Raw genomic sequence first — 20,210 nt, forward strand, 5'->3', positions numbered from 1 at the left:
TTATTTATATATGTATATACAACTTGGGCTGATAATAAGCAAGTTTTCCTGTGAAGTATAGAAGGGATCTACGATTAAGAATGAATGTACATATGCCTAACTAAATTGGGATTCAACATATGGGTGTATAGCCCAAATATTATGAGTCCTATTTCATACTTCATCTCTTCATTTTTCATGAAAACTTATACATTTAGAAACGTGTATGATTTGCAGATATGTTAGAATCGCCACCATTCTTTTGATTAAAATCATCTACCATCAGGTGGATAGAGTATTATTTTGAGTCAAACTCATATGTCACACACTATAGATTTCCAAAAAAGCGCATTAGAAACATTGCGTGTCGAACAACAAGCCATAGATGTCTTAACTGCGCAAATTGATGAACGCTTCGATATTGCATGCGAAATCCTTTTGCAATGCCAAGGACGTGTTGTTGTAACTGGTATGGGTAAGTCTGGTCATATCGGTCGTAAAATGGCAGCTACCTTTGCATCGACTGGAACACCATCTTTCTTTATGCATCCAGGTGAAGCAGGCCATGGTGATCTAGGAATGTTAGTGCGTGGTGATGTATTGATTGCAATTTCTAACTCAGGCAAGAGTGATGAAATTATGATGTTAATGCCTTTAATCAAGCATTTAGCTGTGCCTTTAATTACCATTAGTCGGGATAATAAAGGGCCAATGCCTCAAAATGCAGATGTGGCATTGACATTAGGTTTAGCTGACGAGGCTTGTCCTTTAGGCTTAGCACCAACATCAAGCACCACAGCAACATTAGTGTTGGGGGATGCATTAGCTGTTGCGCTATTAGAAGCACGTGGTTTTACTGCGGATGATTTTGCTCGTTCACATCCAGCTGGAGCCCTAGGTAAACGTTTGCTTTTGCATGTGAAGCATTTGATGCATACAGGTTCAGAATTACCAAAGGTTCGCCCAGATACACCAATGAATAAAGTGTTATATGAAATTTCTGATAAGCGTTTGGGTTTAACCACGATTGTCGATGAAAATGATACCTTATTGGGTATTTTTACCGATGGTGATTTACGTCGTATGATTGACCAGCAACAAGGCTTCGATGTGAACTTAGCGGTTTCTGAAGTAATGACTAAAAATCCACTAACGATTTCTCAAGAAGCGCGTGCGGTGAAAGCTTTAGAAAAAATGCATGACAGAAAAGTGAATCAATTTGTAGTTGTTGATGATGCCAATAAAGTGATTGGTGTGATTAGTATGCATGACCTCATTCAGGCAGGAGTAAATTAAGCCATGGCATCTTATGCTTTACAAGAACAAGCACGTCATTTAAAAGCACTGGTACTTGATGTGGATGGGATTTTAAGCGATGGCTTTGTTACATTAACCAATTCAGGTGATGAGATTAAATCATTTGATATCCGTGATGGCTTGGGAATGAAACTGGTTCAACAAGCGGGTATGAAAGTAATTATTATCACAGGTCGAAAAAGTCAGATTGTTGAAAAACGTATGTCTGATCTTGGTGTTGATCTCGTCTTTCAAGGGCGCGAGGATAAGGGGTTAGCACTGCGTGAAGCTTGTGCTCAATTGGATCTATTGCCTGAAGATTGTATTTATATGGGTGATGACTGGCCTGATCTATCTGCATTTGCTATCGCTGGTATGAAAGTTACTGTGCCCAATGGACATGAAGAAGTACGTCGTCGTGCTAATTTAGTGACCCAAGCGATGGGTGGTCGTGGCGCTGTACGAGAAGTATGCGATATGTTGTTGATGGCAAAAGGTGTTTACCAAGAACTGCTTGAAAAATATCTTGCTGTACCACATTAATATAGTGTTGATTTGCTCAAAGGTTAGGTAACCCTGTTTATGGATACCAAAGTTTTATATGTTGTTGCTGTTGTAGTCGCTTCTATAAGTGGTGGCTACTACTACTACAGTGGCAAAGCAAAAAAGTTGGATGTTGATTCAGCCAAGAATATGACCTATTCAGCTCAGGGTGTTCATTTAACTCAAACTGACGAGCAGGGTAATTTGTATATGCGAGCTGAAGTTAAACAGCTACAACAGAATATGCAACAAAAAACCTCTCAGCTTGATCAACTGAATGCGGTGATGTACAAACAGGGCAAACCTGATGCAACATTCTATGCAAAACAAGCAAATGGCTATGATGATAATACTAAAGTCATTTTGCTTGGAGATGTTGTTGCAACGAAACTGTCCGATCAAGGTAACAAATTAGAGTTTCATACGGATGAACTCACTGGTTACCCAAAAACAAGAGAGCTTGAAACACAACATCAGGTGATAGTTCAATCACCATCTGCTGAATTTGTGAGTCAGGGCCTCAAGGCTAATTTAAATAATGGTCAATATGAGTTTTATAAAATTCGAGGAAAGTATGCGCCAAGTTCTTAATTCCAAATCTCGTTCTACTTTCCTTAAACAACTAAGCTGCGTTGCTGTTGTTGCACTTTCTTCTGCAGCTAGTTTTGCTTTGCCATCGGATCGTAACCAACAGCTTTCTTTGGTTGCGGATCGTGCAACCTATAATGATAAAACAGGTATAACGACCTATACTGGCAATGTTGTGATCGAACAAGGCACCATGAAGCTTCAAGCTGATTCACTTGTTGCAAATTTAAATAGCAAAAAAGAAATTCAGATCATTACCGCCAAAGGTCAGCCAGCGAAGTTCCAGCAGCAAATGGATACTAATAAGGGCTTAGCCCGAGGTGAAGCACAGACGATCGTGTACAATGCAGATACGGGTATTCTTACTTTAACGGGTAAAGCATACCTTTATCAGGATGGCTCAAGCATTCGTGGTAATAGCTTAAAATACAGCATGAATAAAGGTGATGTAGAGGCACAAGGATCTTCAACTAACCGTGTGCAAATTATTATTCCACCTTCAAGTTCAAAAAGTTTCCCAGGGGCGCGTGATTAATGGAACAATCAATGCAGCAACCACAGACGCTCTGTATCAAACACTTAGCGAAGAACTATAGTAAACGTTGGGTGGTAAAAGATGTTTCTTTTACTATGCAAAGTGGACAAATTGTTGGTCTGCTTGGGCCAAATGGTGCAGGTAAAACGACGAGCTTTTATATGGTCGTTGGTTTGGTTCGTATGGATAAAGGCGAGATTCATTTAGATAATCTGGACTTGTCTGATCTGGCGATGCATGAGCGTGCACGTAAAGGTATTGGTTATTTGCCTCAAGAAGCTTCAATCTTTAGAAAGTTGACGATTGCTGAAAACATTATGGCAATTTTAGAAACGCGTAAAGATTTGAATAAGCAACAACGTCAGCAACGCCTGAATGAATTATTAAATGATTTTAAAATTAATCATATTAAGGATTCATTGGGGATGAGTGTGTCTGGTGGTGAGCGTCGCCGTGCTGAAATTGCTCGTGCTTTGGCTGCCGATCCTAAGTTTATGCTTCTAGATGAACCATTTGCTGGTGTCGACCCAATTTCTGTTGGTGATATTAAAGATATTATTCAAACACTTAAAGATCGTGGTATTGGGGTTCTGATCACCGATCATAACGTACGTGAGACTTTAGCCATTTGTGAGAAAGCCTACATTGTGAGTGAGGGTTCAGTGATTGCAGAAGGAACACCACAAGAAATTCTAGATAATGAGCAAGTGCGTAAAGTATATTTAGGTGATGATTTCGTCGTTTAAATCGTCCGATTATCACTTTTTAAAAAGAACCGAATGGTTCTTTTTTTTTGGGTAAATAAAATAATAAATGGTTAAATATTGAGTTGTTGATGAAGTGGTGGCTTATATTTTAGCCTAATTGCATGATAAATATATATTTTATATATTCCACTATAAAGGCATAATCTATTAAAATGTGAACTGTTTTACAAAAATATACATATATCTAGCGATGAAATTATGTGCGGAACGTAGTGTTTTTTATAAAAAAATGCTTAAAATGAAAATGCTGAAATGATAACAATACGAAAAAAATATGAACTTGCACAACGATATAAAAGTGAATAATGGCTCATGGAAAAAAAGTATGGATTTTAAGTGGTTACTTTATGTAGCAACCTTATCTGTGCCAATGACACATGCAACAACTCCAAGTGAACAGTATCACACTTTAAAGAACAATATTTCTCAGCTTTTTGTCCCAAAAAGTAGTGATGAGTTTAAAGTGGCACAAATGCAGAAATTAAGTAATTTTTCTGTTGATGCTTCACTCGGAAGTGATTTGCCTGTGGTTGGATCAGGCCGTCCTCAAGTCGATACAGTTCCGGCTGCTTTCTGGCAGAATCAGCGAAAAGTTCTCAAAGATGCGGTACAGATTGCGGTACAGCGGAACCCTGAAATTTCGCAAGGAATTTCATCATTAGCCTCACAAAATGCCAATATTGATGTTGCTAAATCTGGCTACTATCCACAGATAGGTGGTGGGGTCAGCACAGGTGACTTGGGTAAAAAAAGTACTCGAGGCCAACAGTTACTCACTTTAAGTGCTGCACAAATGCTTTATGACTTTGGTAAAGTTAAATCGGGTGTTGATGTCGAAAAAGCCAAAGTTGTGGTTGGGCAAGCGAATGTTCTAGTGAAAATTGATGATATTTCATTAGATGTTGCACAAACAATTGTTAATATTCAGCGTTATCAAAAACTCATCCAAATTGCGAATCAGCAGATTGCTGGAATTAAGCGTATCCAAGAGATGGCTAATCTGCGTGCTAATGCAGGAATTAGTAGTCAGGCTGATCCGATACAGGCGCAATCTTATTTGCAATCGGCTCAATCAGCGATGATCGCGCAACAATCTTTACTGAGCCAATATCAGCAGCATTTGTATACTTTATTAGGTTTTGATACACGAAATGTACAATGGGTGATTTCAGAAGATTTTGTAAAACAATCAGATTTATATGCTGCACCGCAGTTCAATACCATTCCACAAATGATCGCAGCTCAGGCTGGAATTGAGGTTGCTCGTAATCAAAAATTACAGACACAGATTAGTAATTATCCGACACTATCTGTAAAAGGAGAACTGAGTCAAGCTTTACATGGTAGGAACCCAGGAAATGATAAAGAGGGTGGGTTCGATAGTGCGATTATGTTGGAAGCTAGTAGCCAGTTCTATCAAGGTGGGGCCACATCCTCGAAAACTCGTGCGGCTAGTTTTGCTGAAGAGGCAGCAAAAGCACAAGTCAATGCGGTGTATTTAAAAGTGTTGGATCAGATTCGAACCAGCAGAGAACAAATTGAAAACAAACAACGTCAAATGCAGGTTTTAGCAGGACAACAAGCAACAACAATACGAACAAGAGAACTTTATCAAGAACAATATAAGTTGGGAACACGGACTCTGGTTGATCTGTTAAATGCAGAACAGGCGATTCATAGTGCGAATTCAGAGGCAGAAACAGCACGTTATGACATTTACAGCAGTATTGCTCAATATATTGCTGCAACAGGACGTTCTCGCCAAGCCTATGACCTCAATAATATAAAAATCCAAGGATTTGAGGTACAACCATGATTACTACAAAAATAAACTATCAGCCTTGGTTACAAGCCATACTGACCATTGCAAAGCATTATCGAATTGAACCTTCTGAGGAACGGATTCGCCTGCAGCTTGACTGGAATCAAAACCAGAATCTAGATGAAGTTTTAGTGTTAATCAGCAGACAGGTTGGATTAAACCTTAGAAGAGTTGCCTTTAGTGACGACGTGATTAACCCTTGGCGTTTACCTGTACTGGTGGAATTAGCCGACGGGCAGGTTGGTGTTATTGATAAAGCAGACGGTTCAGGCCATGTCAGTGTTCAACTAAGTGGCGATCAAGGTCTATCCCAAAAATTTGCCGTTGGCGCATTGAAGCATATTATTAAAAATGTATATGTGCTCCGCCCTGAACAGTCAGTACCCGATGCGCGTATTGATGAATATATCAAACCATACGAGGCAAGCTGGTTTTGGTCAATTGTATTGCAAGACTGGAAACGCTATATCGATATCATGTTGGCCTCAATGATTGCCAATATTTTGGCCTTGGCCACGATTATTTTTTCAATGCAAGTCTATGACCGAGTTGTTCCATCACAGTCGATTCCAACACTTTGGGTACTTGCGAGTGGTGTACTCATTGCTGCGATTTTTGAGTTTGTATTAAGACTTTCACGGGTTTATATCTCAGATATTATTGGTAAAAGGGCAGATTTACGAATTTCTGATCGCGTATTTGGTCATGCAATTCGGATTAAGAATAGTGAGCGCTCTAAGTCAACGGGAACCTTTATTTCTCAGATCCGTGAGTTAGAAGGTGTTCGAGATCTAGTGACATCAACGACCATGGGGGCCATTGCCGATTTACCCTTTTTCTTTTTATTCCTGATTATCTTCGCAATCATTGGTGGTAACTTATTTTGGGTCATGTTATTGGTCGTGCCTCTAATGATCTTGCCTGCAATTTTGGCACAAAATAAATTGGCACAGCTTGCACAAGAAGGGATGCGTGAATCTTCGATTCGAAATGCAATTTTAGTAGAAGCAGTACAGGGTATTGAAGATATTAAATTATTACGCGCGGAGTCACGTTTCCAAAACCAGTGGAACCATATGAACGAAGTGTCTGCTGATATCAGCATGCAGCAACGTAAGATTGTGGGGGTACTGACTGCGTGGACGCAAAAGATTCAGGGGCTAACTTATGCAGCTGTGATTCTAGTGGGTTGTTTTGCGGTGATGAAAGGCGATATGACCACAGGTGCTTTGGTGGCGTGTTCGATTTTATCTTCACGGATGTTGGCACCAATTTCACAAATCACGGGCATTTTGGGACGTTTGCAACAGGCAAAAGTGGCGAAGAAAAGCTTAGATGAGTTAATGCAGAAACCTGTCGATCAACCAGATCAAGCACATTTGGTACATAAAGAAGTGTTGCATGGCGATTATGAGTTGAAAAAAGTGGTGTTCCAATATACGGAAGATGACCCACGCCCAAGTTTGGTTATTCCACAACTTAAGATTCGTGCAGGTGAGCGTATTGCGATCTTAGGACGCAACGGTGCAGGCAAATCGACCTTATTACAGATTTTATCTGCGATGCAGTTTCCGAATTCTGGCTCAGTGTATTTAGATGATCTGGATATTAGTTTGATTGATCCTGCCGATGTGCGTCGTGATATGGGCTTACTTAATCAAAATGCACATTTATTTTATGGCACTATTCGTGAAAACCTGACGCTTGGCGCACCTTTAGCACGTGATGAGGATATATTAAAGGTACTAAAAGTGACTGGTGCACTGAGTTTTGTGCATGAAAAGAAAGAAGGCCTAGATCATTTGGTATTAGAAGGTGGCGTTGGTTTTTCTGGGGGACAAAGACAAGCTTTATTGTTAGCGCGCTTATTGATTCGTCAGCCGAATATCTTATTGCTAGATGAACCAACTGCTGCCATTGATGATGTGGCCGAAAAGCAATTGATTGATCACTTAAAGACTTGGCTTGGCTATCGGACTTTAGTTGTTGCAACGCATCGACGTGCAGTTTTGGAATTGGTTGACCGAATTATTGTCATGAATGAAGGCAAGATCGTCATGGATGGACCTGTAGATCAAGTTTTACAACAATCATCAATAAAACAAAAAATAGTTTAATACTTTGAGGAAATTTTATGAGTGAACAACAACAGAACAGCAGTCGTCCCATGAACGTAACTTATAATGAACCAAAGTTACCTCGTTCGACGCTTGTTGTTTGGATGATTGGGATTGGTTTACTTTCACTCTTAATCTGGGCATGGTTATTTAATCTAGAAGAAGTTTCAACGGGTACGGGGAAAGTGATTCCCTCTTCAAAAGAGCAGATTATTCAATCGCTTGAAGGAGGAATTCTCACTAAACTTGATGTTAATGAAGGCGATGTGGTTGAAAAGGGGCAAATTCTTGCACAACTTGATCCAACTCGATTTGCATCGAATGTTGGAGAGTCAAAGTCTTTACTGACTTCAGCACAGGCAACTGCAGCACGTTTACGTGCTGAAGTGACGGGTTCACCATTAAGTTTTCCTGAAGACGTGCAAAAGAGTCCTAAATTGGTGCAAGAAGAAACAGCGCTCTATTTGTCACGACGTGCTAATTTGGAACAGTCCATTGAAGGCTATGAACAAGCAGCAAAACTGGTACGACAAGAACTGGCAATGACAGAACCATTGGTGGCAAAAGGTGCGGCCAGTGAAGTAGAAGTCTTGCGTTTAAAGCGTGAGGCCAATGATTTAAACAATAAAATCAATGATACGCGCAACCAGTACTATGTCAAAGCACGAGAAGAATTGTCTAAGGCCAATACAGATATTCAAACTCAGCAGCAGATTGTGAATGGTCGAAATGACAGTTTAGAACGTGCGGTATTTAAAGCACCAGTCCGTGGTGTAGTGAAAGAAATCGATGTTACGACCCTAGGTGGTGTCATTCCTCAGAATGGTAAGTTGATGACTATTGTTCCTTTAGAGGATAAATTGCTGATTGAAGCGCGTATCTCACCGCGTGATATTGCGTTTATTCGCCCGGGGCAAGAAGCTTTAGTCAAAATTACCGCCTATGATTACTCAATTTATGGCGGTTTAGACGGTAAAGTGACTGTGATTTCACCAGATACCATTCGTGATGAAGTAAAGCAAGATCAGTTCTATTATCGTGTATACATTCGTACTGATTCTGACCGTTTATATAACAAAGCGGGTAAGGCATTCAGTATTACCCCAGGGATGGTAGCGACAGTGGATATTCGTACTGGACAAAAAACCATTATGGATTACTTGTTGAAACCGTTTAATAAAGCCAAAGAAGCTTTACGCGAACGCTAATTTTCCGCTAATAAAAAACCTTGCCTAGTGCGAGGTTTTTTATTTGGGTGCTAAAAAGCTATAATCGCGCTTTAAATTTGTATTTATGTTTTATGCCATTCACCATTGCTACTACAGTTACTTTTGAAGAAGAAATTAAAAAAAGTCGTTTTCAAGCGATTGCTGCTGTTGTTGAAAATGAACAGCAGGTTAAAAACTTTTTAGAAACGCATAAAGATCTGTCGACGACGCATCAATGTTGGGCGTGGAAAATTGGACATCAGGTTCGATTTAATGATGATGGTGAACCCTCAGGCACAGCAGGGCGCCCTATACTTGCCACCATTGAAGGCAATGAGTTGACCAATGTTATTGTATTAGTGAATCGCTGGTATGGTGGGATTAAGTTAGGCACGGGTGGATTAGTTCGTGCTTATGGTGGCTGTGCAGGACAATGTCTGGTCTTGGCTGAAAAAATTGAGTTGATTGAAAAGAAAGAAATTCGCTTTGCTTGTTTATTCAATGAATGGGCGATTATTCAATATGAGCTGATGCAGCAGCAGATCGAATATCAAGAACAATATACTGAAACAGGCGTGATTATTGAGGCGCGTGTTCAAGTGCATCAAATTGAACCTTTAAGACTAAAACTTCAGGACGTGAGTAGAGGACGTGAGAAATTACATGTATGCGATGACTGAAATTTATCCATCCTCTCTCGCGAGGCGATGCCTCTCAGCACGTGAGCAATTGGTATTGCTTGAGGAGCAAGATAGATGAATGATCCTTTATTAAAATACCGAGAGCAGCATAAACAACGTCTGAATTATATGCCGTGGTTATATTGGACACTGAAACCCAAACATCGAGAATGGGCAGAAGCATGGCAAGCCGAGTACCAAGCCTATTTGATGGATATGGAAACGGTTGAAATTGGTCAGAACTGTTTTATATCACCCTTGGCCCATATTTTTGCTGAACGTGGTCGAAAGATTTCTATTGGTGATAATACTTTCATTGCTGCGGATTGTACTTTGCATGGCCCTTTAGAAATTGGCAATGAAGTGGCAATTAACCATCATTGTATTTTGGATGGCGGTCGTACCGGGATTAAGTTGCATGATCAAGTTCGAATCGCGGCTTATAGTCATCTATATGCATTTGATCATGGCATGGAAATGGATCGTCCGATCTATCAACAACCCGTTACGTCTAAAGGTATTGAGATTGGTCGAGATGTGTGGCTAGGAGCGCATGTCGGGGTCAAGGATGGAATCAAAATTGGCGATCATGCTGTGGTAGGTATGAACAGTATGGTGACCAAAAATGTTGAGGATTATGCGGTGGTTGCAGGGAACCCGGCAAAATTAATTCGTTACCGAAGCGAATAAAAAAGTGTATGAGATTCGATACATAAATTTAACCCACCATGCTTTTATCTATGTTAAGTTAAAAATAAGTAGAAGACCTAAGGTACATACCTAGAGAGAGGCGAAAATGAACCGTGTAATTGCATGTATTGATTCTTCACCCTGCATTGATGCTGTTGCAGAAGCAGCAGTATGGGTTGCGAAACAAACGCAAAGAGAGTTGGTATTGTTGCAAATCTTGGACTATTACCCAGCTAGCTACCATTTAGGTGAAATCAGTGGCGTGATTGGCTTTGAAAGTAATGCCATGCTACTTAAAGAACTCGCAGAGTTGGAACAAAAACAGAGTGAGTTAGCACTCGATTATAGTAATAATTTGCTGAATCACATTTCTGAGTTGATCGAAAAACAATACGGTCTAAGCAGTACCAAAATTCAGGAAAAAGGCGACTTTCTTGAGCAAAGCTTTAATCTTCTCAATGAAAATGATGTGGTGATTATCGGCCGAGTGGGTGAGAGAGCTGCTGAGAAGAACAAGCCGATTGGAAGTAATGTTGAAAACTTTATTCGTGGTGCAAATTGTACGGTTATTACCGTTGGGGAACATTTCCAGCCACCGAAACGCTTTATCTTTGCTTATGAATATTCACCGACCTGCCAAAAGATGTTGCAACGCATAGCACAGAGTGACTTGTTGAAAACATTGCAATGCCATTTGCTCTATGTAGGTGATCATCCGGAAATGTTGACCGAACCTGAAAAGTATCTCACTGATGCAGGTCTGGAAGTGGTTTCAGTCTATCGTTATGGTGATGTAGCACAAAATATTCTTGAATATCAAAGAGAACATGATATTCAATTGATTGTATTAGGTGCATTTAGCCACAGTAAAATTCATCAATTCTTCTTGGGCAGTATCACGACGACGATCTTCCGAAATGCCAATGTTCCACTATTAGTTGCTAAGTGATTCATTTTATTCCATATAGTTATCCGCAATTCCTGTGGATAACTATATGGAAAAGCACTGGAGATAAATATAATTTATTGATATTGCACAACTAAATTAAATAGGTTGTTTTTTAATCTCTATTTTACGATTGCAATGGCAAAACCATCGTGGCCTTTTGAACCAACCGTTTGCAAAGCCGTGCAAGAAAGCAGCTGAGGATGGTCTTTCAAAGCGGTGAATGCTTCACGAATTCCTTCAATACTAGGTTTCTTGTTATTTTCATCAATGATCGCACCTGCACGAATCACATTATCTAATACAATGATGGTGCCTGGATGAGACAGTTTTAGACTGAGTTCAAAATACTCTCGGTAGCTTTGCTTATCGGCATCAATAAAGATCAAATCAAATGCTTCGCTGTCTTCAGCAATCAGTTGATTCATAATATCGGCACCACGACCTTTTTTGAGTTCGATATTGGTCGGCATATTGGCATAATCAATATTTTCTTGAGCGATAACCACGTGAGTATCGCGTCCTTCAACCGTCAGTAGATAGCCATCTTCAGGAAGGGCCTTAGCTAGCCAAATGGTACTATAGGCACCGAATGTACCGAGTTCTAATACGCGTTTGCATTGATTCATTTGAATCAACATTTGCAAAAACATACCTTGATTAGGTGCAACAGCCAAATGATTAGAAAAGCCTTGAGTATCAGTATTATCTAATGCATGTTGAAGTCTAGGGTCTGTGGGAATTAAATGTGAATTGATATAGTCATCAATCTCGGTCCACATCTGTTGCATAATCAAGTTTACCTACCAATTTGTTAGCTCTGCATTTTAAACGTTTATGCTCAGAGTGCAATTTTATTGCGGCTTGAATCCGCATGATTGAAACAAAAAAAGAGATCATTTTGATCTCTTTTTATTCAGATATCTGTTTTAGAAATTACACATTGAACTATTACGGGTCAAGTCAGGTCCCCATGTCCGATAGCCTTGAGTATCGATATGGATTTGACCAGAACTATATAAACCAATGCCTAAATCTAGGCTTTGACCATGCTGGGCCCAGAACTGACATAGCTTAAACTTGGTTTGTTCAATATAGGCATAGTCTTGCGGTTGAGGATATTCAGGTCCAATACGAAAATCGATGGCTGAATTGAATAAGTGTTTCGACGAGCCAGCACCACCTGCACATTGATTGAGTGGCAAGTCTCGATAGACAGAAGTCACCTCAAAATCGGTCAAGATTTTGGCTGCAATTAAGTATTTAAAGACACGTAAGGTCGAAAGGGAGTTGTTCCACAATTCACGGTTAGGCACCATATATTCAGTACGGCCGCATTTTTGCCAGTCCCGAGCAGTACGTAATAATTCAAAACTTGGAATAATATGTGCCACATTATTACGGGTTAGAAATTGTTCATATTCTCGAACACGTGCATAGTTTTCACCTTGATTCAGCCATTGGCGATAAGAGGCAGGTTCAACTTTGTTTGGGATGGGGCGGGTAAAAGTGACTTGTTCTTGGGGAATGTAAATTCTTTTACCTTGGTTCTGATTTACTTTTGTCGTTGAGCTGGTACAGCCCGCCATCATCACAGGGATGATAAATAATGATAATAGACCCTGTAATTTATTTCGCATCATAAAAAGGCAGTTCAAAATCTGTAGGCGTACTATTTTAATGCAAAATAGCGCATGAATAATGATGTAATTGCAAAGAAATGTGTGGTTCAGGTATAAAAAAGACCAGTAAAACTGGCCTTTTGAATTATTTTTCTAAATATTGTAGCTTGTCTGGCTTACCATTCCATTCTTCACGGTCTGCTGGCTGTTCACCAATTTGTGTGATGTTGTTACCCGCCCATTTTTCTGATAATTCAGCATTGAGTTCGATAAAGACTTCTTGACCTTCTGGTAATTCATCTTCAGAGAAAATTGCATTTGCTGGGCATTCTGGTTCACATAGAGCACAGTCGATACATTCATCTGGATTGATAACAAGGAAGTTAGGACCTTCGTAGAAACAGTCTACAGGGCAAACTTCAACACAATCTTGATATTTACATTTAATACAATTTTCAGTGACAACAAAGGTCATGGCGACAGCTACCTAAAAATACGGTTTTTTGTTTGGAATGAGGTATTGTAGGCAAAAAAGGGGTAAACAAACAATTGCTTTTATTGATATTGTTTATTTATACATATGAAAAATGAATTAATATATTGATAATAAATAAAATATTTTCGGGTGCTAAGATTTTTTGACTAAAAAATAAAGTGATGGTCACCTTAATTGACCTAATCATTGCAACTGAATCTTATTTTTATTCTCAGTTAAAACAGCTAATTAACGAGGTTGAGCCATCTTCATGCTTTCATTTCTGCTTGGTTAGAACTTAAAGCGTGTAGAGCAAGTGAATGTCTTCTGGTTCTCGTTCAAACAACTGTTGATCAGGTTGTGCTAAAAGTTGAGCACCTTGTTTAAGATAAAAGTCTACAGTGCGCTTACTTGGGGTAGCGGAAATATAGAGTTGTTTTGCATTGAGTTGCTTTACAGATGCGATAGCAGCTTGCATCAACTGAGTACCGATACCTAAACCTTGGTGATCGGCATCCACATAAAAATATTGCAGTAACTTGGCTTCAGGATAATCAGCAATGTGCTGATTGGAAACGACCTGTACAGCAATCAGCTGATTAGATTCGTCAAATCCACCTACGCATAAAGCCCCTTGTTGATGTAACTTTTTGAGTAAAGGTGGATCATTTTCCAAATGATAAGTATCCCAATTTTGCTCATCATAAAAACAATCAATTAATTGTAAATTTAAACTCTGCTGTATATACATTTGAGTGATAAGTTCACGCCGACTAATCTGTAGCCAGATTAAATCAATTTCTGAGTGTTTGAGTGGCTTAAACAGAATATTAATTGTGCTTTCCCTTAAGTTGGATACTGAACAAAAATCTATTCAGTCTTTTTAGGTTGAGTGATATCAGTCAAAAATAAACAGGAAATGGTTTTGGAACAAGCTGAAATGATCAACTTGTTCCAGAAACTACATTTAAGATTTTAGAGCAGCTTTTAGAGAATAAAGCTGCTCTAATGCCTGACGTGGTGTTAAATCATCGACATCAATTTGATGTAATAATTCTAAAGCAGGTGATGGTTTTTCAACCTCAATAACTCGCTCAATGACTTGAGTTTCGATCTCATGTTCAACAGCACTAAACAAATCATTCTGCACGCTACTTTGCAAATGTTGATGCTGTTGTTTTTCCAAGATCTTCAAACGTTTTTGTGCTTCTTTAATCACGTTGGCAGGGATACCAGCTAATTTGGCAACCTGTAAACCATGACTTTGGCTGGCTGGGCCATGTTGAACTTTATGCAGCAAAATTAAATTGCCATTTAGTTCTTGTGCGGTAACATGATAATTATCAATGCCCGCTTCGCTACCCAATTCAGTCAACTCAAAGTAATGTGTTGCGAATAGGCACAGGCATTTCACTCGTTTGGTTAAATCAACCACACAGGCCCAAGCCAAAGAAAGACCGTCATAAGTACTGGTACCACGACCAACCTCATCCATCAGCACTAAAGACTGACTGGTGGCATGGTGCAGGATCTGAGAAGTTTCAGTCATCTCGACCATAAAGGTTGATTTGCCTGTTGATAAATCATCAGCAGAACCAATACGAGTAAAGATACGGTCAATCGAACCTAGTTTTGCCGATTTAGCGGGTACAAAACTACCGCAATACGCAAGCAGGCTAATCAAGGCAGTCTGACGCATAAAGGTCGATTTACCGCCCATGTTTGGCCCTGTAATAATCGCCATACGATGTTGGCTATCCAGGAAGGTATCATTCGGTGTAAAAGGCGCCTTATTTAAAGCTTCAACAACAGGGTGGCGACCTGCCTGAATTTTGATACTGGTTTCAGGCGTATATTCAGGTCTAGCCCAATTGTTGAGTCGAGCTTGATGTGCAAAGTTTGCCAGCACATCAATATAGGCAATTGCAGCACTCATCATTTGTAAATGTGCAATGTTTTGACGCAATTCATCGAGTAATGATTCAAACAGAAGCTTTTCACGGGCGAGGGCACGTGACTCGCTAGAAAGAACTTTATCTTCAAAGCCTTTCAGTTCAGGGGTGATATAACGCTCAGCATTTTTAAGGGTCTGACGACGAATATAGTCCGCTGGAGCTTGTTCTGCCTGCGCACGGGTGAGTTCAATATAATAACCGCTGACACGGTTGTATCCGATTTTCAGGGTATTGATCCCAGTACGTTCACGCTCTTTTATTTCCAAGTCAATCAGGAACTGTCCTGCATGATCACGGATTTTACGTAACTCATCCAGTTCATCGTCATAACCTTCTGCAATTACATTGCCATCACGTAGTAATACGGGTGGACTTTCAACAATTGCAGCCATTAAATGTTGATGCAGACTCTTAAAGTCACCAAGCTCTTCATCTAATTGAATTAATAACTTAGATTGCTGGGTCTTTAAAACAGGATCTAAGGCGTGGCGTAGGAAAGGGATTTGTGCACAAGCTTGACGCAGTTGTACTAAATCTCGTGGACGAGCACTGCCAAGCGCAACACGACTCAGCACACGTTCAATATCGCCAATCTCTTTTAAAACTAGACGAAGTGGTGATTCATGATAGCCCTTTAACAGTTGTTCGGTTGCATCAAGACGTGCATCTAAAACTGCCGTGTCACGAATAGGCTGCATTAACGTGCGGCTTAGTAAGCGTCCGCCCATGGCAGTTTGGCAGTCATTAATCAATTGGAACAGCGATGTACCATGATCAAACAACGGTTCAATAATTTCTAAATTACGACGCGTGATTGGATCAAGTGCAATGAAGTTTGTACTTTGTTCAATTTGAATTGAACGAATATGCGGTAAAGCTGTTTTTTGGGTTTCTTTCGCATAGTGAATCAATGCCGCGGCTGCTGCTTTCGCGAGTGGAATCGGATCTAATCCAAACCCAGATAAGGTTGAAACACTCAACTGATCGCACAACGTTTTTTGCGCGTTATTTAAATTAAAATCAACGTTTGGACGTTTGGTGATTGGACAGTCCAGATTTTTCTTAATCTGTTCAATAATATTTTTATCAATAAGATCTTCGTCAATGAGGATTTCGCTTGGCATTAAACGCGCCAGCTCTATTGCAAGTTGTTCCGGTTTATAGTCTTGTTGTTGAACTTTAAAAATACCTGCGCTCAAGTCGAGCAAAGCAAAACCAATTTGATTTTGTTGAATGCACAGTGCGACCAGATTTGATGATTGGTAACTGCCGAGCAGCGCATCATCGGTTAAGGTTCCTGGCGTTAAAATACGGACAACTTTACGTTCTACAGGACCTTTGCCTGTGACTTCACCGATTTGTTCACAGATCGCGACAGTACGTCCTGCTTTGACTAAACGCGCGAGATAACCTTCTGCTGCATGATAAGGAACGCCAGCCATAGGGATAGGTCGACCACTGGCTTTGCCACGATGAGTCAGGGTAATACCTAAAAGTTTGGCTGCTAAATGCGCATCTTCAAAGAATAGCTCGTAAAAGTCACCCATACGGTAGAACAGCAATGCATGCTGATAGTCTGTTTTGACTTTGAGATACTGCTGCATCATCGGCGTATGAGATGAAAGGTCAGCCATGATTTCAGCGCTATTCATGTATGTTAAATCCTTAAATTTAAATAATAAATAAGTTTAGTTTGAACGTTTGGCTGTCTCGCCAATTCTAACAACCACTGTAAAATTCGACTTAATTGCCAAGAAAGTATACCTTTCTAAGGCCTTCTTTTCTGTCAAAATTAAGTCAACAGGGTATGAGAAATTGAATGACTTCCTCAGTCGCTCATCTTAACAAATTGAGAAAGATTCACAAAAAGGAATCCGCGATGTGTGAAGAAATAAACAGCAAAAGAATGGTACTCGATGAACTAGAGCAATCGGCCAAGTGTCGCTATAGCATTAAAATTGGTAAGCAAAAATAGCTTAGATTATTTGCTTAGGTCTCTTTTTAAGCTGAAAAATAATGTCCTTAATTGTTTGGTTGTCTGGGTTTTATTGTGAATCTCAGCGCTAAAAATATGTAACAAATTATTCAAAAAATAATTAAATGATAAACTTTAATTCTATATATCATATTGATATTTAAATTATTTATTTAATTTTATTTAAGTTGTATATAATTCTTAAAAAAATAAACTTAATTCTGAAAGATTAGGCATAATCAGAGCAACTATTGTCAAAAAGGTTAACATAAATGGATCCCTCGCCGGGTACAAAGTTAAAATACAATTTCATGACTCCTTGTTTTTGTTTAAGGAGTAAATAATGGAATTTTTATTAGATCCAGGGATTTGGGTAGGTTTGCTTACTCTGATCGTTTTAGAGATTGTTTTAGGGATTGATAATCTCGTCTTTATTGCCATTTTGGCAGATAAACTTCCTCCTTCCCAACGTGATAAAGCCAGAGTCATTGGTTTGTCTCTCGCATTGATCATGCGTTTGGGCTTATTGTTCGCCATTTCTTGGTTAGTTACCTTAACCAAACCGCTTATTTTTATTTTTGAATGGTCTTTTTCGGGCCGAGATCTGATTCTTTTATTCGGTGGTTTATTCTTACTGTATAAAGCGGTAAGTGAATTACATGAACGGATGGAAGGCAAAGCAGAAGTCAAAATTACCACCAATGTGGTCTATGCAAGCTTTACTGCAGTTGTCGCCCAGATTGTGGTATTGGATGCCGTATTCTCATTAGACTCGGTTATTACCGCCATTGGTATGGTGGATAATATCTACGTCATGATGGTGGCAATGGTTGTGGCCATGTTGGTGATGTTGCTGGCTTCTAAACCCTTAACGGAGTTCGTCAATCGACATCCAACCGTTATCATTCTCTGCTTAAGTTTCTTACTGTTAATTGGTATTAGCTTGATTGCTGAAGGCTTTGGTTTCCATATTCCTAAAGGCTATATCTACTCGGGTATTGGTGTTGCGATTGTGATTGAGGCATTTAATCAGTTTACGCAACGTAATCGTTCAAAGCATGAGTCGAAGATCCCGTTACGGAATCGAACTGCGGATACGATTTTAAAGCTTATGGGTGGCAAGGCCGAAACCACTGCGACCAATCCGCTGCAACATTTGCAAGCACAACAAACATTTGATGACCAAGAACGTTATATGATCGGCGGTGTATTAACACTGGCAGAACGATCTGTGGCTTCAATTATGACGCCACGTAGTCAAATTTCTTGGATTAACATCAACGAAACGCCTGAAAAAATACGCGAACAGATTTTATCTGTACCGCATAGCTTATTTCCAGTCTGTCGAGGCAGCTTAGATAAAGTTCTGAGTGTAGTTCGCGCCAAGGAAATTCTGGATGTGCTGGATGATGAAACGCAATTAAAATCTTTGATCAAAGCACAGCGCCCGATTTTTATTTTCGAAAAAATGAAAGTGATTGATGTGATCAATACATTGCGCACTTCTAAAGGTTCTTTGGTTTTAGTCAATGATGAATTTGGAAATGTACAGGGATTAATTTCACCTCTGGATGTCTTTGAAGCCATAGCAGGTGAGTTTCCAGATGCAGATGAGCAGCTTGATTTGATTCAAGTTGATGAACGTACTTGGAAAGCTGCAGGCACCTTGGATCTGTATCAACTTGAATTACAGCTGGGTGTTGATCTCGTTGATGAAGAGACTGGCTATATTACTGTGTCAGGACTTATTCTAGATAAGTGTAATGGCCTAGTGGAAGTCGGCTCAATGCTGGACTATCAAGACCTACAGTTTGAAGTGGTCGAGATGGAGAGCAATCGGATTAAAACGGTAATGATTCGATTAAAGTAATTTATCTTGCTAAAAGTAGAGCTCATGGTTTGAGAAAACCTTGAACTTGGATGTAAAAGTCTGAATTAGGGGAGTAGCCTGCGAGCAACAGGCTACTCCTTTTTTAAATGTACAATGAGTAAAAAAGTGAATATCTGAGGCTTTAAGCCGCTATGATTGATCCTGATAATGACAATCTTAAATTGGACACTTAAAAATGAAAAAAATCATCTTAGCATGTTCTATTTTGCTGCAAATACCGACCTATAGCCTAGCCAATGATTCAACGGGCTATGTGGGAACGGGCGGAGTGGCCTATCTCAAAAATGCGCATGTTGCGATGCAAAGCGAAGACTTATTTATTAGCAAAAAACTGATTAAAGTGAATTATCTTTATAAAAACTTAAGCAATAAAGATGTGACGGAAACCATTTTGTTTCCCTTACCACGTATCGATAACTTCTTTGAAGCGGATTTTGCCCATACCGAAGCATTGCTAAAAAGCTTTAAAATTATTGTTGATGGTCAAAATATTCAGCCAGAAATGCATGTGCGTACTTTTATCCAAAAGGATGAAAAGTCACCGTTGATTGATGCAACAGATCTATTTAAACAATGTGGTTTTAGCCAAACCGACATGCTTAATCCTTGGATGCGTAACAATGATGACTATCGCTATTTTTTCGATAAATTAAAGCAATGTAAGCAGCCACAAATGCAGAAGATATTGGCGAATTTTAAAAAAGATGATGAAATTCCATGGTCATCTCAAGTGATTTATAGTTGGAAGCAAACCTTTAAAGCCAATGCGTTGACCAAAATTCAGCATCAATATCAACCTTTGGTGGGGGGCGCGGTTGCCCTATATCCTGATGAATATAATCAGAACTTTTGTATGGATGCACAATTTAAGCAGGGCTTAAAAAAAGCCAAAGCAGAGAATTCACCGTTTAATGCTTTAAGCTATATTCTGACCACGGGGGCAAACTGGGCTAAACCGATTGAAAATTTTAAATTGACGATTGAGCGTGATAAGAATGAATTGGTCTCATTTTGTTGGAATGGCAAAGTCGAAAAAATTAGTCCAACGCAATTTCAGATGACCAAGCGCAACTTCGTTCCCAAACAGGATTTAGATATCATCTTTGTGAATGTGAAATAAG

The 20,210-nt window shown here is 39.5% G+C and carries 18 protein-coding genes; 13 read left to right on the forward strand and 5 right to left on the reverse strand.

What is annotated here, in order from left to right:
- The first annotated feature begins 297 nt into the window (after positions 1–297).
- The 11 genes from A7P54_RS12385 to A7P54_RS12435 all read left to right on the forward strand — a co-directional run bounded on the left by A7P54_RS12385 (position 298) and on the right by A7P54_RS12435 (position 11,174).
- Positions 298–1,275 carry a KpsF/GutQ family sugar-phosphate isomerase gene (locus A7P54_RS12385; RefSeq protein ID WP_005202503.1) on the forward strand — a complete coding sequence of 326 codons (978 nt, stop codon included), beginning with the start codon at positions 298–300 and terminating at the stop codon, positions 1,273–1,275.
- 3 nt (positions 1,276–1,278) lie between these two features.
- Positions 1,279–1,818, forward strand: coding sequence for an HAD-IIIA family hydrolase (locus A7P54_RS12390; protein WP_004808435.1), 540 nt, complete (start codon positions 1,279–1,281; stop codon positions 1,816–1,818).
- A gap of 39 nt (positions 1,819–1,857) precedes the next feature.
- Positions 1,858–2,409, forward strand: a complete 552-nt coding sequence (lptC, locus tag A7P54_RS12395; RefSeq protein WP_004808434.1) for an LPS export ABC transporter periplasmic protein LptC — start codon at positions 1,858–1,860, stop codon at positions 2,407–2,409.
- Entirely contained in the window at positions 2,393–2,941 is a 549-nt protein-coding gene (lptA, locus tag A7P54_RS12400; RefSeq protein WP_005202505.1) for a lipopolysaccharide transport periplasmic protein LptA, read from the forward strand. The genes lptC and lptA overlap by 17 nt, the downstream gene beginning before the upstream one ends.
- Positions 2,941–3,687, forward strand: coding sequence for an LPS export ABC transporter ATP-binding protein (gene lptB / locus A7P54_RS12405; RefSeq protein WP_017402170.1), 747 nt, complete (start codon positions 2,941–2,943; stop codon positions 3,685–3,687). The genes lptA and lptB overlap by 1 nt, the downstream gene beginning before the upstream one ends.
- A 346-nt stretch (positions 3,688–4,033) precedes the next feature.
- Positions 4,034–5,524: a TolC family protein gene (locus A7P54_RS12410; protein WP_171549814.1), complete on the forward strand. Its 1,491-nt coding sequence runs from the start codon at positions 4,034–4,036 to the stop codon at positions 5,522–5,524.
- Entirely contained in the window at positions 5,524–7,647 is a 2,124-nt protein-coding gene (locus A7P54_RS12415) for a type I secretion system permease/ATPase (protein ID WP_032859133.1), read from the forward strand. Before A7P54_RS12410 ends, A7P54_RS12415 begins: the two co-directional genes overlap by 1 nt.
- Before the next feature lie 17 nt (positions 7,648–7,664).
- Positions 7,665–8,855 (forward strand): HlyD family type I secretion periplasmic adaptor subunit, encoded by a 1,191-nt coding sequence (locus A7P54_RS12420; RefSeq protein ID WP_005202510.1) that lies wholly within the window; start codon positions 7,665–7,667, stop codon positions 8,853–8,855.
- 92 nt (positions 8,856–8,947) lie between these two features.
- Entirely contained in the window at positions 8,948–9,535 is a 588-nt protein-coding gene (locus A7P54_RS12425; protein ID WP_171549762.1) for a YigZ family protein, read from the forward strand.
- A gap of 75 nt (positions 9,536–9,610) precedes the next feature.
- A complete protein-coding gene (locus A7P54_RS12430) occupies positions 9,611–10,225 on the forward strand; it encodes a chloramphenicol acetyltransferase CAT (RefSeq protein ID WP_004808422.1) in 615 nt (204 codons plus the stop codon).
- Between the two features lie 106 nt (positions 10,226–10,331).
- On the forward strand, positions 10,332–11,174 hold the full coding sequence (locus tag A7P54_RS12435) for a universal stress protein (RefSeq protein ID WP_004808419.1): 843 nt from the start codon (positions 10,332–10,334) through the stop codon (positions 11,172–11,174).
- 119 nt (positions 11,175–11,293) lie between these two features.
- Here A7P54_RS12435 and A7P54_RS12440 read toward each other — a convergent pair whose 3' ends face one another.
- The 5 genes from A7P54_RS12440 to mutS all read right to left on the reverse strand — a co-directional run bounded on the left by A7P54_RS12440 (position 11,294) and on the right by mutS (position 16,875).
- Entirely contained in the window at positions 11,294–11,962 is a 669-nt protein-coding gene (locus A7P54_RS12440; protein ID WP_005202514.1) for an O-methyltransferase, read from the reverse strand.
- A 138-nt stretch (positions 11,963–12,100) separates the two neighbouring features.
- A complete protein-coding gene (locus A7P54_RS12445; protein ID WP_216077108.1) occupies positions 12,101–12,814 on the reverse strand; it encodes a D-Ala-D-Ala carboxypeptidase family metallohydrolase in 714 nt (237 codons plus the stop codon).
- Between the two features lie 124 nt (positions 12,815–12,938).
- A complete protein-coding gene (gene fdxA / locus A7P54_RS12450; protein WP_004652744.1) occupies positions 12,939–13,268 on the reverse strand; it encodes a ferredoxin FdxA in 330 nt (109 codons plus the stop codon).
- 298 nt (positions 13,269–13,566) lie between these two features.
- The gene (locus A7P54_RS12455) at positions 13,567–14,142 is read right to left on the reverse strand and encodes a GNAT family N-acetyltransferase (RefSeq protein WP_171549816.1); all 576 of its coding nucleotides are present in this window, start codon (positions 14,140–14,142) and stop codon (positions 13,567–13,569) included.
- Between the two features lie 93 nt (positions 14,143–14,235).
- Positions 14,236–16,875 carry a DNA mismatch repair protein MutS gene (gene mutS, locus A7P54_RS12460; RefSeq protein ID WP_171549763.1) on the reverse strand — a complete coding sequence of 880 codons (2,640 nt, stop codon included), beginning with the start codon at positions 16,873–16,875 and terminating at the stop codon, positions 14,236–14,238.
- 666 nt (positions 16,876–17,541) lie between these two features.
- Here mutS and A7P54_RS12465 point away from each other — a divergent pair.
- Together A7P54_RS12465 and A7P54_RS12470 are read left to right on the forward strand one after the other, a co-directional pair.
- Complete coding sequence (locus A7P54_RS12465; protein WP_171549764.1) at positions 17,542–19,068, forward strand: TerC family protein; 1,527 nt, start codon at positions 17,542–17,544, stop codon at positions 19,066–19,068.
- A 196-nt stretch (positions 19,069–19,264) separates the two neighbouring features.
- Positions 19,265–20,209: a DUF4424 family protein gene (locus tag A7P54_RS12470; protein WP_171549765.1), complete on the forward strand. Its 945-nt coding sequence runs from the start codon at positions 19,265–19,267 to the stop codon at positions 20,207–20,209.
- Position 20,210: the final 1 nt, after the last annotated feature.

The organism is Acinetobacter sp. Ac_3412 (genome assembly GCF_013072675.1).
In the GTDB taxonomy this organism is placed as follows: Bacteria; Pseudomonadota; Gammaproteobacteria; order Pseudomonadales; family Moraxellaceae; genus Acinetobacter; species Acinetobacter higginsii.

Excerpts from the sequence above, each read along its gene's own strand:
- lptB (WP_017402170.1), top strand. The coding sequence starts at position 2,941 with ATGGAACAATCAATGCAGCAACCACAGACGCTCTGTATCAAACACTTA.
- A7P54_RS12390 (WP_004808435.1), top strand. The coding sequence starts at position 1,279 with ATGGCATCTTATGCTTTACAAGAACAAGCACGTCATTTAAAAGCACTG.
- A7P54_RS12440 (WP_005202514.1), bottom strand. The coding sequence starts at position 11,962 with ATGCAACAGATGTGGACCGAGATTGATGACTATATCAATTCACATTTA.
- lptA (WP_005202505.1), top strand. The coding sequence starts at position 2,393 with ATGCGCCAAGTTCTTAATTCCAAATCTCGTTCTACTTTCCTTAAACAA.
- A7P54_RS12410 (WP_171549814.1), top strand. The coding sequence starts at position 4,034 with ATGGATTTTAAGTGGTTACTTTATGTAGCAACCTTATCTGTGCCAATG.
- A7P54_RS12385 (WP_005202503.1), top strand. The coding sequence starts at position 298 with ATGTCACACACTATAGATTTCCAAAAAAGCGCATTAGAAACATTGCGT.
- A7P54_RS12445 (WP_216077108.1), bottom strand. The coding sequence starts at position 12,814 with ATGATGCGAAATAAATTACAGGGTCTATTATCATTATTTATCATCCCT.
- A7P54_RS12470 (WP_171549765.1), top strand. The coding sequence starts at position 19,265 with ATGAAAAAAATCATCTTAGCATGTTCTATTTTGCTGCAAATACCGACC.
- mutS (WP_171549763.1), bottom strand. The coding sequence starts at position 16,875 with ATGAATAGCGCTGAAATCATGGCTGACCTTTCATCTCATACGCCGATG.
- A7P54_RS12430 (WP_004808422.1), top strand. The coding sequence starts at position 9,611 with ATGAATGATCCTTTATTAAAATACCGAGAGCAGCATAAACAACGTCTG.
- A7P54_RS12425 (WP_171549762.1), top strand. The coding sequence starts at position 8,948 with ATGCCATTCACCATTGCTACTACAGTTACTTTTGAAGAAGAAATTAAA.
- A7P54_RS12465 (WP_171549764.1), top strand. The coding sequence starts at position 17,542 with ATGGAATTTTTATTAGATCCAGGGATTTGGGTAGGTTTGCTTACTCTG.
- fdxA (WP_004652744.1), bottom strand. The coding sequence starts at position 13,268 with ATGACCTTTGTTGTCACTGAAAATTGTATTAAATGTAAATATCAAGAT.
- lptC (WP_004808434.1), top strand. The coding sequence starts at position 1,858 with ATGGATACCAAAGTTTTATATGTTGTTGCTGTTGTAGTCGCTTCTATA.
- A7P54_RS12420 (WP_005202510.1), top strand. The coding sequence starts at position 7,665 with ATGAGTGAACAACAACAGAACAGCAGTCGTCCCATGAACGTAACTTAT.
- A7P54_RS12435 (WP_004808419.1), top strand. The coding sequence starts at position 10,332 with ATGAACCGTGTAATTGCATGTATTGATTCTTCACCCTGCATTGATGCT.